18 protein-coding genes are annotated in these 17,190 nt (G+C 44.6%); 8 read left to right on the forward strand and 10 right to left on the reverse strand.

Annotated elements, in window-relative coordinates; genetic code table 11:
* Nucleotides 1-530: 530 nt before the first annotated feature.
* Nucleotides 531-710, forward strand: a complete 180-nt coding sequence (locus F995_RS13795) for a DUF7230 family protein (protein WP_004647375.1) — start codon at nucleotides 531-533, stop codon at nucleotides 708-710.
* On the opposite strand, the gene F995_RS13800 is transcribed toward F995_RS13795, so the two are convergent.
* The 3 genes from F995_RS13800 to F995_RS13810 all read right to left on the reverse strand — a co-directional run bounded on the left by F995_RS13800 (nucleotide 707) and on the right by F995_RS13810 (nucleotide 4,119).
* Nucleotides 707-1,207: a hypothetical protein gene (locus F995_RS13800; RefSeq protein ID WP_004647376.1), complete on the reverse strand. Its 501-nt coding sequence runs from the start codon at nucleotides 1,205-1,207 to the stop codon at nucleotides 707-709. The two genes, F995_RS13795 and F995_RS13800, sit on opposite strands and share 4 nt — an antisense overlap.
* A 42-nt stretch (nucleotides 1,208-1,249) precedes the next feature.
* Complete coding sequence (gene ptsP, locus F995_RS13805; protein ID WP_004647377.1) at nucleotides 1,250-3,547, reverse strand: phosphoenolpyruvate--protein phosphotransferase; 2,298 nt, start codon at nucleotides 3,545-3,547, stop codon at nucleotides 1,250-1,252.
* An 89-nt stretch (nucleotides 3,548-3,636) separates the two neighbouring features.
* Entirely contained in the window at nucleotides 3,637-4,119 is a 483-nt protein-coding gene (locus F995_RS13810; protein WP_004278502.1) for an RNA pyrophosphohydrolase, read from the reverse strand.
* A 182-nt stretch (nucleotides 4,120-4,301) separates the two neighbouring features.
* Here F995_RS13810 and F995_RS13815 point away from each other — a divergent pair, with 182 nt between their 5' ends.
* Both F995_RS13815 and F995_RS13820 read left to right on the forward strand, forming a co-directional pair.
* A complete protein-coding gene (locus F995_RS13815) occupies nucleotides 4,302-4,952 on the forward strand; it encodes an HAD family hydrolase (protein ID WP_004647378.1) in 651 nt (216 codons plus the stop codon).
* 160 nt (nucleotides 4,953-5,112) lie between these two features.
* A complete protein-coding gene (locus F995_RS13820) occupies nucleotides 5,113-5,361 on the forward strand; it encodes a DUF2789 family protein (RefSeq protein ID WP_004278500.1) in 249 nt (82 codons plus the stop codon).
* Between the two features lie 50 nt (nucleotides 5,362-5,411).
* Here F995_RS13820 and ovoA read toward each other — a convergent pair whose 3' ends face one another.
* From ovoA to F995_RS13835, 3 genes are all read right to left on the reverse strand, one after another.
* Nucleotides 5,412-7,586, reverse strand: coding sequence for a 5-histidylcysteine sulfoxide synthase (ovoA, locus tag F995_RS13825; protein WP_004647379.1), 2,175 nt, complete (start codon nucleotides 7,584-7,586; stop codon nucleotides 5,412-5,414).
* A 150-nt stretch (nucleotides 7,587-7,736) separates the two neighbouring features.
* Nucleotides 7,737-8,612 (reverse strand): LysR family transcriptional regulator, encoded by an 876-nt coding sequence (locus F995_RS13830; RefSeq protein WP_004647380.1) that lies wholly within the window; start codon nucleotides 8,610-8,612, stop codon nucleotides 7,737-7,739.
* A gap of 191 nt (nucleotides 8,613-8,803) precedes the next feature.
* A complete protein-coding gene (locus F995_RS13835; protein ID WP_004278497.1) occupies nucleotides 8,804-9,040 on the reverse strand; it encodes a DUF2061 domain-containing protein in 237 nt (78 codons plus the stop codon).
* Between the two features lie 261 nt (nucleotides 9,041-9,301).
* Here F995_RS13835 and leuC point away from each other — a divergent pair, with 261 nt between their 5' ends.
* From leuC to leuB, 4 genes are all read left to right on the forward strand, one after another.
* Nucleotides 9,302-10,735 carry a 3-isopropylmalate dehydratase large subunit gene (gene leuC, locus F995_RS13840; protein WP_004647381.1) on the forward strand — a complete coding sequence of 478 codons (1,434 nt, stop codon included), beginning with the start codon at nucleotides 9,302-9,304 and terminating at the stop codon, nucleotides 10,733-10,735.
* A 143-nt stretch (nucleotides 10,736-10,878) separates the two neighbouring features.
* Nucleotides 10,879-11,529 (forward strand): 3-isopropylmalate dehydratase small subunit, encoded by a 651-nt coding sequence (leuD, locus tag F995_RS13845; RefSeq protein ID WP_004647382.1) that lies wholly within the window; start codon nucleotides 10,879-10,881, stop codon nucleotides 11,527-11,529.
* An 87-nt stretch (nucleotides 11,530-11,616) separates the two neighbouring features.
* Nucleotides 11,617-12,180, forward strand: a complete 564-nt coding sequence (locus F995_RS13850; protein WP_004647383.1) for a hypothetical protein — start codon at nucleotides 11,617-11,619, stop codon at nucleotides 12,178-12,180.
* A 42-nt stretch (nucleotides 12,181-12,222) separates the two neighbouring features.
* Nucleotides 12,223-13,302, forward strand: coding sequence for a 3-isopropylmalate dehydrogenase (gene leuB / locus F995_RS13855; RefSeq protein ID WP_004647384.1), 1,080 nt, complete (start codon nucleotides 12,223-12,225; stop codon nucleotides 13,300-13,302).
* A gap of 73 nt (nucleotides 13,303-13,375) precedes the next feature.
* On the opposite strand, the gene F995_RS13860 is transcribed toward leuB, so the two are convergent.
* From F995_RS13860 to infA, 3 genes are all read right to left on the reverse strand, one after another.
* Nucleotides 13,376-13,774 carry a hypothetical protein gene (locus F995_RS13860; RefSeq protein WP_004278492.1) on the reverse strand — a complete coding sequence of 133 codons (399 nt, stop codon included), beginning with the start codon at nucleotides 13,772-13,774 and terminating at the stop codon, nucleotides 13,376-13,378.
* Between the two features lie 144 nt (nucleotides 13,775-13,918).
* Nucleotides 13,919-14,299: a hypothetical protein gene (locus F995_RS13865; protein WP_004647386.1), complete on the reverse strand. Its 381-nt coding sequence runs from the start codon at nucleotides 14,297-14,299 to the stop codon at nucleotides 13,919-13,921.
* Between the two features lie 134 nt (nucleotides 14,300-14,433).
* Nucleotides 14,434-14,655, reverse strand: a complete 222-nt coding sequence (gene infA, locus F995_RS13870; RefSeq protein WP_001284370.1) for a translation initiation factor IF-1 — start codon at nucleotides 14,653-14,655, stop codon at nucleotides 14,434-14,436.
* Between the two features lie 231 nt (nucleotides 14,656-14,886).
* Here infA and F995_RS13875 point away from each other — a divergent pair, with 231 nt between their 5' ends.
* On the forward strand, nucleotides 14,887-15,894 hold the full coding sequence (locus F995_RS13875; protein ID WP_004278490.1) for an AraC family transcriptional regulator: 1,008 nt from the start codon (nucleotides 14,887-14,889) through the stop codon (nucleotides 15,892-15,894).
* 79 nt (nucleotides 15,895-15,973) lie between these two features.
* On the opposite strand, the gene F995_RS13880 is transcribed toward F995_RS13875, so the two are convergent.
* A complete protein-coding gene (locus F995_RS13880) occupies nucleotides 15,974-17,107 on the reverse strand; it encodes an IS4 family transposase (RefSeq protein ID WP_004647387.1) in 1,134 nt (377 codons plus the stop codon).
* Nucleotides 17,108-17,190 lie beyond the last annotated feature (83 nt).

Here is a 17,190-nt window from a genome sequence, read left to right on the forward strand (position 1 = left end):
TATTTACAATATCTTTAAATAAAGGGTGTTACAGCACAAAACGGAATTCAGGATATAATTGAGTGAGATCACTCAAAAAATATTTTTAAAGTTAATAAAGTTTAAAATATTGAAAATTAAATGGTTACTCTTAAAAAGTAACGGGTTTTCCACTCTCTGACAATATCAAATTCTATATATTTTGAATAACTCGAATAATGAATGGGATTAAACGAAAATAACAATATCTAAGTCCATAATATGTTTTTATCAAAGGATAAAAATAATAAGTGAAAAGTGTTATTTAAAATACATTTTATAACTGATTTACTTTAAATAGTTTTTTAATTGAGTTTTGTTTGGCTGAAGAAACCCATAAAAATAATGAATGAAATAAGGGTGTTTTCTGGCTATAGCTCCCATTTTTGCATACAGAAAATCCTAGCTAAATGGACTTTATTTTTAAAAAAGCATTGGCAGATATGCTTGAAAATTAGTCAGTCGGCCCTATAATTATTTCACTCCTTCTTCCAAATCATATAGAGAGCAAGATGGCCAAGAAAAAAACAGCCGAGCAGGTGGTAATCCACAATTTTGTGGCAAAACACATGTATGAAGTCAACAAAAGCCAGGTCTTTGTAGACCGAAAGAAAAATGCAAAACGTGGCTACAGCAAGCACAGACAAGGGCGATATTCCATGGAAGATCGCCCTTTTTTAATGGCCGCTTAAGGTCGGTAAGGTGGCTGGGGACGACGCGGTGACTGTTTAGGATTGGTTTTAACTGGAGAGAGCGGGGCGACAGGCCGGTTATTACGAGTTTGCGAATATTGATTCGGATGCCGGGATGGCGTTGTCGATTCATCCGCAATTAAGTCATTAAAGAATTTATTGAGTCTGCTTTGCACTGGCGCGTTGTGGTGAGGGGAGTGAGGCTGTGGTCTGGCCTGCTGAAAACTGGCAAATTGATCTTTTTGCTGGTGATAGAGTCTGGCGGCAATGACGGAGGGGTCATCTCTGCCTAAACGCCGCCGTTGCGATGCCGAAATTTCAATGCCCAATAATGGAGTCATTTTAGGCCGATCGGCATAGCTCGTTGCTCGATTGCTGGCAGGGCGTATATAAGATGAACCGGAATTATGAGCTTCTTTGCGGGCAGCCAAAGCTGGTGCAAGAATGACCACATAAAACACCGCAACAATCATGAACAGGATGACCAGAAATTCCATAACCACCTCTACCACTGTCGAGGGACTGGAAAAAGTCCCGTATTAGGCACTCACCATACGTGATGCTGATTTCACCATATCCCCTAAACCATGGGTTCTGAAATAATATTCTAGCCAGCTTTTTACCATGAGTGGATTGTCCATTTTTAACACATGTTGCAGCAATTCCTGTGCATCACTCATCGGAACATGACAAATGGTTTTACGTACCCGCAAAATATTACTTGAACTCATCGACAGGGTATTAAAGCCCATGGCCATGAGTAAAACGGCAGACAGTGGATCACCCGCCATTTCACCGCAGATACTGACCGGTTTTTCATTGCGATGACAGTCCTGAACCAGACGGGTCAAGGCACGCATTACTGCAGGGTGCAGGTGTGAATAGACATTGGCCACCCGTGGATTATTACGGTCGACGGCCAACAGATATTGGGTCAGATCGTTGGAGCCGACCGAGAAGAAATCGACCAGTTCGGAAAATTCATCAATCTGATATAGTACGCTGGGAACTTCCACCATAATACCGAGTTTAGGCTTGTTTACCTTGACCTGTTCTTCTTCCTGAATCGCCGCATGATCACGTTCCAGCAGATAGAGCGCTTCCTCGACCTCGCTGACACTGGTCACCATCGGCAGCAGAATATGCAGGTTATTCAGTCCGATACTGGCTTTGAGCATGGCGCGAATCTGTGAAGAAAAAATTTCCGGATGATCCAGGGTAAAACGAATGCCACGCCAGCCGAGTGCCGAATTTTCTTCTTCAATCGAGAAATACGGCAGGTCTTTGTCTGCACCAATGTCCAGCGTTCGCATCACCACCGGTTTATTGGCAAAATGACTGAGTTGCTGACGATAAATCGCACGTTGTTCTTCCTCGCCCGGGAAGCGGTCACGCAGCATAAACGGAATTTCAGAACGGTATAAACCGACACCTTTGGCACCGCGCTGCACGCCACGCACCACATCAATCATCAGGCCGGTGTTGACGTACAGTTTTACGGCGATGCCATCCGGGGTAATTGCATCTTTGGTTTCGTACTGACGCAAATCTTTGGCAATCTGTTCTTCTTCTTTTTGAATTTCTTTATAGCGACTGCGCAGGCGACGTGGCGGATTAATAAAGACCCGACCCTGATGCGCATCGACAATCATCTCCACATCATCGAGGGTATTGATTGGCAGTTCGGTTACACCGACTACGGTGGGAATGCCAAGGGCACGCGCCACGATCACCATATGCGAGTTCATGGCGCCTTCGGTAGTGACAATCGCGGCAATTTTATCCACGGGCAGTTCAACCAGTGCAGCCGTCGATATTTCCTCACCAATCAGAATACTTTCATCGGTCAATTCACGGTGACTGGCATCGGCTTCCTGTAAACGTGCCAGAATGCGGCGACCCAGATCTTTTAAGTCCGCCACTCGCTCACGTAAATAATCATCTTCCATCTGGGAAAATTGTGCCACATGATTGTCAATGACAATTCGCACGGCGCCTTGTGCCCAGTGACCTTCACGAATAAAGGCCTTGATTTCTGAAGGCAGGGCATTTTCATCCAGCATACGCAAAAACACGCTAAACAGTGCGCGTTCCTCGGCCATCAACGCATCCTGCATTTTGTCATCTAGCGACTGAATTTCTTCGCGGACTGAATTCAGGGCGTTATCTAATAGCTCCAGTTCTTCGCTAATGTCATCCGCTTCACGGTCAGGGACTGCGGCAAGATCTGCTGGCGGATAGAGAATCACTGCACGACCTAAGGCAATACCACCGGAGCCAGAAACTCCCTGAAAGGTTTTATAGGCGGGCAGGTTGCTTGGCTTACGGAATACATCGATATTGCCGACGGCATGGGCATGGGCGATGACGCCAGAAAGCTGCGCACAGAGTGTCACCAGAAAGGATTCAGCAGCTTCAGAAAAGTCCTGTGATTCTTTGTTCTGAACCACCAGCACACCCATCACCTTACGGCGATACATCACTGGCACACCGAGGAAGGAGTTATAAATTTCCTCACCGGTTTCAGGTAAAAACAGGAAGCGCTCGTGTTTAGGGGCATTGTCCAGATTGACAATTTCCTCACGCTGTCCAACCAGGCCCACCAGACCTTCGCCGGTCTGCAAAGACACATGGCCGACAGATTCTGCATTCAGGCCTTTAGACGCCATGAGCAGATAACGCTGATTGCGTTCATCGAGGAGGTAGATCGAGCAGACATCAACCTGCATGGCCTCGGCCACATGCTTGACCATAATGTCGAGTGATTCATGCAAACTGGTGGACGCATTGATCTCCTGAACAATACGTCTCAAGGTGTCCAGTTGCATATTCGACATAAGGTCTGCTCCGTCTATTCAGAATTTCAGTAATGAAGTTTATTTATAACAATAGCCGCGTAAAAAATCTGCATTATTTATGCGATTTTTTAAGGTTTTTGCTGGGGCAGTTGCTGACACAACTCCACCAAGGCTTTGCGGTAAACATCACGTTTGAAATTCACGACTTGACCGAGTGGGTACCAATAACTGACCCATTGCCATTGATCAAATTCGGGCGGATCAGACAGATTCAATTGAATATGCTGAACGGGGGCCGTGAGTTTGAGTAAAAACCACTTTTGTTTTTGACCGATACAGACCGGATCAGAGTCCGTACGAATGTATCGATGCGGCAAACGATAGCGCAACCAGCCTTTGGTTTGCGCGACTATCTGGACGTGTTCGGGCAATAAGCCAACTTCTTCTCTCAGCTCACGATAGAGTGCCTGCTCAGGGGTTTCTCCATATTGGATCCCGCCTTGTGGAAATTGCCATGCATTATGACCAATGCGTTTTGCCCATAAAACTTGTCCAGCATCGTTTGCCAAAATGATCCCGACATTCGGTCGGAAACCTTCAGAGTCGATCATTTGGCTACCTAAAAATTGTTTAATTTATGCCTTTGCCATCGGGGAGCATTATTTCGTTATCCAACTCGAAAAAAGCAAAGTTTAAAAATGTTAAAATTGCTATGATCTTAACGAATTTCTATCGACTAGCGGAGATAGATTTACAATTTTTTTCTTAAATTTCAGTTTTAACGAGTATTTTCATGAAATTGGCGCTATTTGATCTCGATCACACCTTGTTAAACACGGATTCGGATCATTCTTGGGGAGAGTTTTTGGTCAGTGAGGGCCTGGTCGATCCAGTTCAGCATCGCGCCATGAATGACAAGTTCTATGACGATTATAAAAAAGGTGAGCTGGATCCTTATGCCTATAATGAATTTGTGTTCCAGTTTCTAACCAAACATGACAATGATTATTTGATTGAATTACATCAACTGTTCATGCAAAAAGTCATTCGTCCACAAATGCGTCCTGAAGGTTTTAAAGCCATTGGGCGCCACCATGAAGCAGGGCATACCTTAGTGGGGATTACCGCGACTTCAGACTTTATTACCGCCCCCATTTTTCGTGAATTCGGAATTACTGAAATTATTGCCACCAATGCTGAAGTCATTGATGGTAAATATACTGGTAAAGTCATCAATACAGCGTGCTATCAGCAAGGCAAGCTGGTGCGTCTGGAACAATGGCTGGAGGGTCGCAATGTAACCGAGTCTTGGGCCTATTCAGATTCGATTAATGACCGTTTCTTGCTGGAATATGCGGATCATGCGATTGCAGTGAATCCGGATGATCGCTTGGAAACTCTAGCCCAAGAACAAGGCTGGGAAATACAGGACTGGTCGATCTAATCACTCCGAACTCATTGATGTGATTATTAAGTACAACTTCGGTTGTGCTTTTTATTTGCCTCATTTGAATATTAATGTTTTTTCACAGTCCGGCTGAATCAGACATGCTATGCTCAAAAAACAGGACATGATAACAATAGTAGATTCTGAGGTATGAGATATGACTCACGTTCGACCGCGTATGACACATCTGTTCCAGCAGCTTGGCTTGGATGCCAGTGCAGAAGGTATTGAAACATTTATTCACGAGCATCAATTGCATAAAGATCTGACTTTACTGGATGCGCCGTATTGGTCAGAGGCACAACGTCAATTTTTAAGCGAGAAAATAGCCTCTGATGGCGAATGGGCGATTGTGGTAGATCAACTCAATGAATCCTTACATGAAAATTCAACCAGTGAAGGATAAGATATAAAGCCAATCGTATGATTGGCTTTTTTTAGGCCATCACCTTACCTTTAGCGAACACGTTTCCAGATCGTGACTTGTGACAGCGTGTGTTGATACTTTCTGGCCGTTTCCCGAATCACAAAAGGCACATCTTGGGGTTCGGCCACCAATTCAAAGTGCTGGGTTAAAATGTTGGAAATACCAGTCAAGGTCGTGATGTTTTCCCCATCCTGCTGAAAACCGCCCAGCCATTCACTACGTGCCGTATGTTCTTCCAGCCAGGTATAAGGCGAACTCAGCATTAAAATGCCGCCTATATTCATACGCTCATGAATCTGCGCCAAAAAATCTCTCGGATGATGCAGCCGGTCAATCAGGTTCGCTGCCAGAATAAAATCATAGCCGCTAAAATGTGCTTTCAGGTTGCAGGCATCGGCCTGAAAAAATTCCGTTTTCGACGCAACCTGATCCAAAGCGACATCTTCAAGTGAACAGCTTTTTTCTTCGCTTAATTCACCTTCTAGTGGCAGCTGATAACGTACCCTATGGCCTTGAGCCAAATAAACTGCTTGCTGGATAAAGCGTGCCGAAAAGTCCAAACCGGTTACCTGATCAAAAGAGCGTGCCAGTTCAAAGCTGGCGCGGCCGGTAGCACAGCCAATATCTAAGGCACGATGGCACGGCGTTTGCTGAAAATAGGGTTGTGCCAGATCGACCAGTGTTTTGGCAAAATTAGCGATACCAAAATATTCGATACCATACTGGAATTCCAGATATTGGGAGACCAGCTGGTCGCTTTCATAATGCGAAGGGAAATGTTGCAATGCTTGATCAGAAGCGACGTAGCGAAAACCAGCGTGCTGAAAGAAATGCCGTCTGAAGGCGTAGCGGGAACTATATAAAGCTTCATTGCCCGCCGAAATCCAGGAGCCACCTTTCATCAGGTTATGGCGACCGTCAAAGGTCGGTGTACTGAAATCATCATAAAATGGATGCACCTGAAAACCCTGAAATGGATAGATCGGGGTTTCAGTCCACTGCCAGACATTGCCTTGAATATCGTAAAAATCACCCTGCTTGAAATGATCCACCGGACAGGAGCTGGTGCCGTATTTCAACTCGATATTGGCCTGTTCAGGACTTTGTAAATCTGGATCCAGGTCTGAAACGGCATACAGGCGATACCATTCATCTTCAGTCGGCAAGCGAATGGTTTTTCCAAGCTGTTGCGATTTCCACTGACAAAAGGCCTTGGCTTCATGATAATTCACTTCTACCGGCCAATCCCAAGGCATCGGCACTTCTTCCAGCATCAGTCGCAGTGACCAACCCAATTCAGTTTTGCGCCAGAAACAGGGATGAGCAGCTTGTGAAAATTGCAGCCAGCCTAGACCTTCTTCACTCCAGTATTGTTCGGTCTGATAACCTTGTGCTTCGACAAAGGCCAGAAATTCCTGATTCGATACCAGATATTTGGAAGCTGCAAAAGCCGCTACCTGCGCTTCATGCTGGCCGTATTCATTGTCCCAGCCATAAAATGGATCGTTAAAATATTTCTGCAAAAGCACCTTGCCGTCAGGTACCTCCAGCAAGTGATTATCCGGAGCCATGCCAGTAATGATATTGGCGCGCCACTGCGGATGCTGGCGTACATGTTCCAGAGCATGCTGGCGGATCAGCACGGAAGAAGTTTCCAGATGAATCCGTTCATGCTCAATGCCCATGATGATGGTCCACCAGGGGTTTTGCCAGTTTAAGGGCAGAGTCAGCGGAGCATGTTCAAGGATGTTCAGGATCAGGGCACGCACTTGATGCCTATAATCACGGACTTCCTGCACGGTAGGCCAGTCATAGTGCACTTCATCCAGATCGTCCCAACTCATCTCGTCCACACCAATCGCGAAGATACTTTCAAAATGCGGATTCAGGCGTTCGCTAATTAGCTTGCTGAGCAGCAGTTTATTGACAAAAAAAGTGGCGGTATGCGCAAAATAAAAAATCAGTGGATGACGTAAAGTAATGGGCTTGATGAAAAAAGCATCTTCATGCTTGAGACATTCAAACAGTTGCTCATAGGTGTCAAAGGTATTCAGGAAATATTCGCGCAGGCCGTGTCGGGCAGTCTGTTCATCGGCAAAATCAAGTGCCGGCGTGGGCAGCAGCATCGGTTTGGCCGAAAGCCATAGGCTGCTTGTATTGGTTTTATCTTGAGAGTGGGATTTTAGGGGAGAATCGAGCTGCATCCGTCAGGCTCCATCGAATAATTTTAAGCATTCCTTTGCATTGCAAAGAAATGGAATTGTCTTAAAAATACTCGAAAGATATCGCCAGATGGGGTGTATTTAAGTAACAAAATGCTGCACCGTTTTGGATACAGCATGTTCAGAAACAGCTTAAATAGACAGGGAGGCGCCTTGCATGAGCTGAACTAAAGCCTGTGCTGCTTTGGACTGTGTTCGACCAGGATGCCAGACCATGCCCAAGCGACGATTCATTTCCAGATTGATATCCAGCTGGTGCAAGTCATGATTGACCAGAGTCTTTGGCAGCACAGACCAGCCTAAGCCAATCGATACCAGCATCCGGATCGATTCCAGCGGATTGTTACTCATGCTGACTTTCGGTTTAATACCCTGTTTTTCAAACTCAGCCAAGGTGATCTGCGAGGTATAGGTCTGTGATGAGGGCAATAGACTCGGGTAGTCGAGCAAATCTTCCAGACACAGATTTTTTTGCTGCGTCAGCGGATGAAACGGTGCCACCACAAAGACCAGAGGATCATTCCAGATAGTCACGTAATTTAGACGCGCATCACCACGGGGCGGCAAGGTTAAAAATGCTAGTTCCAGATCGCCGGCAATCACCTGTTCATGTGCTTGCTCGGAATCAACAAAATGCACATCCAGGGTCACGTCCGGATATTCCTGGACATAACGGCGCAAATGACTCGGCAGATGATGCAGGCCAATATGATGACTGGTACCAATTTTCAGTTTGCCCTGTACCTGACCCTGTTCATGGCTCAAAGTATAATGAATATCCCCGAGTTCATTCAGCCAGTTTTTCACTTTAGGCAACAGGGAGTGCGCCGCATGGGTGGCCTGTACGCCACGTCCGGCAGATTCAAACAGCTTGACCCCAAAGTATTCTTCGAGACTATGAATACGTTTGGTAACAGCAGGCTGGGTAATGAAGAGCTGATCTGCGGCCAGAGAAATCGAACCGGTTTCCATGACTTTCACGAAGGCTTCAAAGGCTGCGAGATTCATCTTAATCACCTATAAAGAATTTTTATGTGTAAATCTATTATTGTTATATTTTAAGAATAAATCAAAGTAAAATTAGCTCATTGATGTTGCAGTGTTGAATTACTATATATTTTCAAAGCTTTGGCATTTTAAAAACTAAAAAAGACCACCTATGCAGGCAGTCTTTCATCAGGAACCTCGACAGAAGATTCTTAGACGGTAATGTCCTCATTCTGCTGTTGATTATTACCCTCCCAGATTTTTTCATGAAAGAAGAAAGCCACTGCTTGTACCGTTGGCTCTAATAAACTTAAGGCAATGGCCATCGTCAAACTGCCGGTTACCAAGTATCCCACAATCATCGCCACAGTAATGTGCATAATGTAGTAGCTGAAGGTCTTTTTGAACATGCGTTGGTTGTTGTCTACAAAGCGTTGAATATGTGCCATGTCGAAGTTCCTCAAAATCATCATCTCTGCCGATGAAGAAATAATAATAATTCTCATTTAATTTGTAAAAACGAATATTTTTTATAAATTAATCGGAAAACTAGATTTATAAAAATAAAACTAAAGCATGATTTGATTCAGCTTTTAAAAGATTCCAAAAAGTTTTTTAACTGATAAAAATGATAAATTAGATTTATGTGATTGCAGCGATATAATCAAAATCAGAGAAAGAATTTACCCAGTCCAGTGGAGTACATCGACATGGCAGGCGCAACCCAAACAGCAAAAACATTATATGATAAATTGTGGGACGACCATTTAGTAACGCAACGTGATGATGGTTCTGCCTTACTGTACATCGATCGTCACTTATTACATGAAGTGACTTCTCCACAGGCCTTTGAAGGTTTGCAATTGGCCGGGCGCAAGCCATGGCGTTTAAGCGCGAATATTGCCACACCGGATCATAACGTACCGACCTCGAAAAAAGAGCGTGAACAGGGTGTTGCCGGAATTGAAGATGAAACCTCGCGCATCCAGGTACAAACTTTGGATGATAACTGCAAGACCTTTAATATTGTTGAATTTGATATTAATGATATCCGTCAGGGCATCGCGCATGTGGTCGGGCCGGAGCAAGGCTTGACCTTGCCGGGCATGACTGTGGTCTGTGGTGATTCGCATACAGCAACCCATGGTGCTTTTGGCTGCTTGGCGCACGGTATCGGTACATCAGAAGTTGAACATGTATTGGCGACCCAATGTCTGGTTCAAAAGAAGATGAGAAACATGTTAGTGCGCGTTGACGGCAAATTAGGTCAAGGTGTGACACCAAAAGATGTAGTCTTGGCGATTATTGGCAAGATTGGTACCGCAGGTGGTACAGGCCACGCGATTGAATTTGGTGGGCAGGTGTTCCGTGACATGTCAATCGAAGGTCGTATGACCGTGTGTAATATGGCGATTGAAGCCGGTGCACGCGTGGGTATGGTCGCTGTCGATGACAAGACTATTGAATATGTTAAAGGCCGTCCTTATGCGCCGACTGCAGAACAGTGGGATCAAGCGGTTACATATTGGAATACCTTACATTCGGATGAAGATGCACATTTTGATACAGTAGTCGTGTTGCAAGGTGAAGAGATCGAGCCGCAAGTGTCTTGGGGGACCTCTCCTGAGATGGTTATTCCAGTGTCTCAGGCAGTACCGACTTTGGAACAAGCCAAAGACGAGGTACAACGCAATGACTGGAACCGTGCTTATCAATATATGGGCTTAAATGCCGGTCAGGCCTTGGCTGAGATTCAGCTGGATCGCGTATTTATCGGTTCATGTACCAATTCGCGTATTGAAGATATTCGTGCTGCAGCCGAAGTGATCAAAGGTCGTAAAGTTGCCGCCTCAATTAAACAGGCGATGGTAGTTCCAGGTTCTGGTCTGGTCAAAGCTCAGGCAGAAGCGGAAGGCTTGGACAAGGTATTTGTCGAAGCGGGCTTCGAATGGCGTGAACCAGGCTGTTCAATGTGCTTGGCCATGAATGCCGACAAATTACAGCCGGGCGAGCATTGTGCCTCGACCTCGAACCGTAACTTTGAAGGTCGTCAGGGCAATGGCGGTCGTACCCATCTGGTGAGTCCAGCCATGGCAGCTGCTGCTGCGATAGCCGGTCACTTTGTTGATGTTCGTTCATTCTAGTTTAAGCCCTCATCCTGACCTTCTCCATGAGCCAAATGGCGCAAGAGAAGGGGTTCCCTCTCCTGAGTGAGTTTTAAGCACTGCTTTAAAACGAAGCGCAAGTGAGGGCTAGGGAGAGGTTACGGATTCATTGGGAAATAAATATGAAAGCTTATACCGTTGAACAAGGTATCGTTGCACCTTTAGACCGTGCCAATGTCGATACCGATTTAATTATTCCAAAACAGTTTTTGAAATCGATCAAACGTACCGGTTTCGGTGACAATTTATTTGATGAATTGCGTTACTTGGATGAAGGTTATCCAGGTCAGGACAATTCAGTTCGTCCGATCAATCCGGACTTTGTCTTGAACCAGCCACGTTATCAGGGTGCGTCTATTTTAATTTCACGTGCCAACTTTGGATGTGGTTCTAGCCGTGAACATGCGCCGTGGGCTTTGAGTGAATACGGTTTCCGTACTGTTATTGCGCCAAGCTTTGCCGATATTTTCTTTAATAACTGTTTTAAAAACGGTATGTTGCCCGTGATTTTGGCTGAAGATATTGTTGAGCAGTTATTTAAGGAATGTGCGGCAGATGAAGGTTATCAATTAACCATTGACTTGCAGGCACAAGAAGTTCGCACCCCTGCAGGTGAAAGCTTTAAGTTTGAAGTTGATCCATTTCGCAAGCATTGCCTGTTAAATGGTCTGGATGATATTGGCTTAACTTTGCAGGTGGCGGATGATATTCGTGCCTATGAAGAAAAAACTAAACAATCGCGTCCTTGGGTATTTGCCGAAATTCATGGATAAATCAGTAAAAATTGTCATGGCATCACTGCGATGCCCTTGCTAATATCGGAAGATTATTGAGTTTTTTGATTGGGTAAGACAGACATTATGGCGAATTATTGGAAACAGTGGCTTGCTTTAAGTTCAGTATCGGTGCTGTTGACTGCATGTCAAAGCATCGACACGATGAAACTCAAACATGCCAAAGAAAATACTGAGAGCAAAAGCAATGCCCTGATCTACTGTACAGGGACGCCAGATTGTCAGTTCGAACGCTTCAATCAGACCATTATTGTCAACGCCGACAATGGCCGCATCAGTGATGAGGCGCTGAAGCAGAAACTGGTGCGCTTGCAGGCCAAAAATTTAAATCAGGCCAATTCGATTTATTTATCTGTGCCGGCAGGACAGCATGAACTGGTCGTGCGTTTTTATCCGATCAGTAAGGATAAAGCGGAAACTTTACATGTATTCCATCGTTTTCAGGCCAATAACCGCTATAGCTTAAAAATGTTTCGTGACCGTAGTGCGCGTAGCAGCAGTTTATTAAATTCTTCGGCGCCGGATCCGCTTTGCGTAGATCTGGTACAAGAGCAAAAAACCATTCGTCGTTTTTGCAAACCCTATAATGCAGTCACCGGGATTGCAGAGTTTGTAGAAAAGAAAATTTAACCTCTGTCAGGTCTGAATCTGACGTTTTAAACGGAAAATCTCATGTCTAAACAAATTTTGATTTTAGCTGGTGACGGCATCGGCCCTGAAATTGTAAAAGCCGCAGAGCAAGTACTCACACGCGTAAATGAAAAATTTAATCTTGATTTGACATGGGAACAGGGCTTACTCGGTGGTGCAGCCATTGATGCTCATGGTTCACCGTATCCTGAAGTGACTTCTGAACAGGCCAAAAAAGCCGATGCGATTCTACTCGGTGCCGTGGGTGGTCCAAAATGGGATACGATTGAGCGTTCAATCCGTCCAGAACGTGGTTTATTGAAATTGCGTAGCGAACTGAACCTGTTTGCTAACTTGCGCCCAGCGATTCTTTATCCGCAACTGGCTGATGCTTCAAGCTTAAAACCTGAAATCGTGGCGGGTCTGGATATTCTGATTGTGCGTGAATTAACGGGTGGTATTTACTTCGGTCAGCCACGTGGTATCCGTGAACTGGAAAATGGTGAGAAGCAAGGCTACAACACCGACGTTTATTCAGAGTCTGAAATCAAGCGTATCGCCAAAGTCGCTTTTGAAATGGCCAACTTGCGCGGTGGTAAAGTGTGTTCAGTGGATAAAGCTAACGTGCTTGAAGTAACTGAGCTGTGGAAACAGACAGTGACTGCGCTGAAAGAAGCCGAATATCCTGAAATTAATTTATCGCATATGTATGTCGATAATGCTGCGATGCAGCTGGTACGTGCGCCAAAGCAGTTTGATGTGATTGTCACTTCTAACCTGTTCGGTGACATCCTGTCGGATGAAGCTGCGATGTTGACCGGTTCAATCGGCATGTTGCCATCGGCATCTCTGGATGAAAATGGGAAGGGCATGTATGAGCCTTGTCATGGTTCTGCACCAGATATCGCCGGTCAAAACCTGGCAAACCCATTAGCGACGATTCTTTCGGTGGCGATGATGTTGCGTTATACCTTCCGTGAAGAAGCGGCTGCTAAAGCGATTGAAGATGCAGTAGGTCAGGTCTTGGATCAAGGCTTGCGTACGGCAGATATCATGTCTGAAGGCATGCAAAAAGTCGGTACGGTTGAAATGGGTCAAGCAGTCGTTGCTGCATTGAACTAAGCCTGTTTTGATTCAAAAAAACGCAGCTCAAGGCTGCGTTTTTTTATAATAGAAATTTCAAAGCTTAAACCCCTTAACAGGTTCGGCCTGTGGTGCGTACCGCGGTGGCAATATTATCTTTGAGTAAGAAGGTGATTTTACATTGCAATTTGACGTCATAGCCGCCGGCAGGGCTTACTGAGACAGGAATCGGTACAGTGCCTGTTCCTGTGGCAGGAAACTGCGCTACAGGCAAAGGAATGGTAATGGGGCGTTGTACCACATAGCTTAATTGTTTTGCGCTGCGTTCAGGCTCACTGATCTGCTGGTAACCTAAACGTTTTAGATCCAGAGTTTGATCGATCAGTTGGCTGCTTTGCCCAATGAACTGTTGTAAATAGGCATCACGCTGCGCAGTTGTTGATGAGGTGGTGCTGCATGCATTAAGCAAACTGAATGCTGTACAGCATACTAAAATCAGTGTGAACTTCATGAGCTGTCCTCACACCAAATAAAATGAGTGTAAGCGCATTCCATGCAAAAATACTGTTGTGATTTGATACACGGTAGAAGTTTAGCGTGGTGAGGTTGATCCCTGATTTAATCCGATACAGGCTTTGAACTCGATGAGTACAGCTCAGCAAGCTCTACCGGTAAAGCGAATCGCCTGAACAATTTCATCTTTTAGGTCAAACCAGATTTGGCAGTTCATCTCAATGTTATAACCACCATTCGAGGGTATCGGCATTGGTGCACCGATCGAGATACTTTGACTGATATTCGGCGTGCCCATCGGAATATTCATATCCCGAAAAATAGTGTAGCTTAGAAATTTTGCAGTTTGAATCGGTTGCTGGGAGGTCTTGAATCCAATGGCACGAAGATCAAGCTGGCTACGAACCTGTGCGGCAGTTTGACCTACATAAGGTTGTAGAGACTGATGCAGATGCTGATTGCCGCCGGTAGCGCATGCAACGAGAAACAAGCTGGAAAGTAGGGATAAGCATTTCATATTCATTGTTTTTATACATGTTATTTTTAATTCAATGAATAGTCGTGAATTTATAAGGCTGTGTCAAATTATTTTATTGATTGATAAATAATTCAAGTAATAAAAAAGCCACTAAAAGTGGCTTTTGCTTGCGCTAAAACTTAGCGTGCACGATATGTGATACGACCTTTAGTCAAATCATAAGGTGTCATTTCAACCTTCACACTGTCGCCAGTTAAAATACGGATATAGTGTTTACGCATTTTACCAGAGATGTGGGCAATCACTTCGTGACCGTTCTCTAAACGTACACGGAACATAGTATTAGGAAGCGTCTCGGTGACAACGCCTTCGAACTCGATGAGTTCCTCTTTATTGGCCATAGCCTACCTGAATGAATAAATTGGAAAGGCGCAAATTATAGTCAATTTTTTTGCAAAATACAAGACGAAACGGGCGTTAGACTGATCATCTGCCAGTAAAATAGGCGAACTGTCACGATAATTTTTTTAACTAAAAAGACACCTGTTTCTGTTGTCAGTTTGGTCAATCACAGTTAATCTAAAATTAATCTTTTTAAGTATAAATGAAGTACATACAAGGAAGGCTTTTGAGTGAGTCAGCTAACGGATGCATCAGTCGTATTGCGTTTAGGCTATCAGGCGATTCGTCGTGCGGGGTTGCCGACAGAAGAACTTTTGACCAAAGCAGGAGTGGCTTTAAATCAGGTAGAGGCCAATGACCGTACGCCGCTGAGTGCCCAGTATGCCTTTTGGGTGGCGGCAGAGGAAGTCAGCAAGGATCCGGATATTGGATTGCATCTGGGTGAGCACCTGCCACTTTATCGTGGTCAGGTCATTGAACACCTGTTTGTTTCATCTGAAAATTTTGGTGAGGGACTGAAACGTGCTTTGGCTTATCAGCGACTGATCAGTGATGCCTTTGCTGCCAAATTAGTGATTGAAGATGATCGCTGCTATTTAACCAATGGTGAACAGCCTTTTGCTGAGAGTCTGGTCAATCGTCATTTTACTGAATGTGCTATGTCAGGTGTACTGCGTTTCTTTAAATTTATTACCGAAGGGCATTTTGAGCCGATTTATATCGATTTTAATTTTTATAAAGGGGCACCTGATGATGAATACTTCCGGGTTTATGAGTGTCCGGTCAGTCTAGGTCAGAAAGAAACCCGTTTGTATTTCGATCCGACTATCCTGGAATATCCGCTGTGGCAGGCTGAACCTGAGCTGTTGCAGCTGCATGAGCAACTGGCGATTGAAAAGCTACAGGAACTGGCAAGATATGATCTGGTCGGTGAAGTACGTCGTGCAATCGGCTCTACTTTGGAGAGTGGCGAAACCACGCTAGAAACTGTGGCAGCCCAGCTGAACATCACGCCACGCCGTTTGAGAACACAACTGAGTGAGGCACATACCAGCTTTCAGCAGATTCTCTCGGATTATCGCTGTCGTCTGGCCAAGCGTTTGCTGGCGAGTACCAATGAGAGCGTCGAGCGGATTGTCTATCTGACCGGTTTTTCCGAGCCAAGTACCTTCTATCGTGCCTTTAAACGCTGGACCAATGAAACGCCAGTGGAATATCGGAAGCGGAAGCAGCGTTAAAAATCCCTCCTAACCTCTCTTTAAAAAAGGGAGGAATTCCCCCACTGCTGTCCCACAATTTTTACAAGAGGAAGCTCATTTAAGCTTCCTCTTGTTTGATGGGGACTTTATCGGGTGAAAATAACGCTTTTAAGGTTTTTATTTCAAATAAATTCACTTGAATTATTCTGAGTAAGCGCTGAACTGTCCAGCCTTTTTTCCCTAAATGTTGAGCGAAACTTACCAGTAAATAGGCGATCATCGCAATCCAGATTTGCGTCTGAATGGCGTTCTTGCTTCGGCCTAAAAAGGCTTTTAATTTCAGGTTCTGTTTAATCGCTTTAAAGAACAATTCAACTTTCCAGCGGTCTTTGTAAATCGCTGCAATGGTAGAGGCAGCTAGATGAAAGTTATTGCTGAGAAAGCTAAAGTGCTTGCCACTTTGCTGATCTCTATATTCAATTCTTCTTAATACGGGGGCTTTTCTTTTTAGGGCATGTGCGCTATTTAGCTGAATGGTTTCATCTTTTAGAATGCCTTTGGATTCAAGCACTGGATGTTGCTGGATCACCTGATACACCGATTTAGGTCTAAAACGTGTCACAAAGCTAACGTTTTGAGCGCTTAGATTCGCATACCATTGATAATCGACATAGCCTTTATCAAAGACCACAATGCTGCCAGCGGGAAACTGGAATTTTCGGCCTTGTAACATGTCATTTTCTTTACCATTTTCAACTGCAATAAACTCAGGAATATCATTGCTGTGATTCAATCCTATGCTGAGTTTCATGCTGGCTTTTGAGTCGTGAACTTTGGCCCATTCACATAAGGAAAGCGACAGGTCAATATGACTGGCATCCAGGGAATATAATGGATTCTTAAAGCGAAATTTATGGGCTACTTTTGAGTGTTCATAGTATTTAAGCAACTTGTAAAAGAGCTGTTGATACAAGGCAGCAGGCTGCTGCTCATTGATTCGTGCCAGTGTACTTCGGGGAATAGACTTTGCTCCGAAATGACTCAGTTTGTCCTGTTGGCACTCCAGATTGGATTGAATATCTCTCAGACTTTGCCTGCAGGAAAGTTGAGACATCAAGATGGCAATAAACTGATCCCATCTTGAAGCCGCTCTAAATTTCTGTCCAACATGGTGTACTTTAGCAAGTTGCTCAAAATCCTGTCGCACGACGGGTTTAATAAGCTGATGAAATACGGTATTCTGATGTGACAAAACCTGAATCCTGGTCGTTAAAGTGTTTGTTTGCACTCATATTTTAACGATTTGGACTCAGGTTTTTTATTTAAATCAAACTA

The organism is Acinetobacter sp. CIP A162 (assembly GCF_000367905.1).
In the GTDB taxonomy this organism is placed as follows: domain Bacteria; phylum Pseudomonadota; class Gammaproteobacteria; order Pseudomonadales; family Moraxellaceae; genus Acinetobacter; species Acinetobacter lwoffii.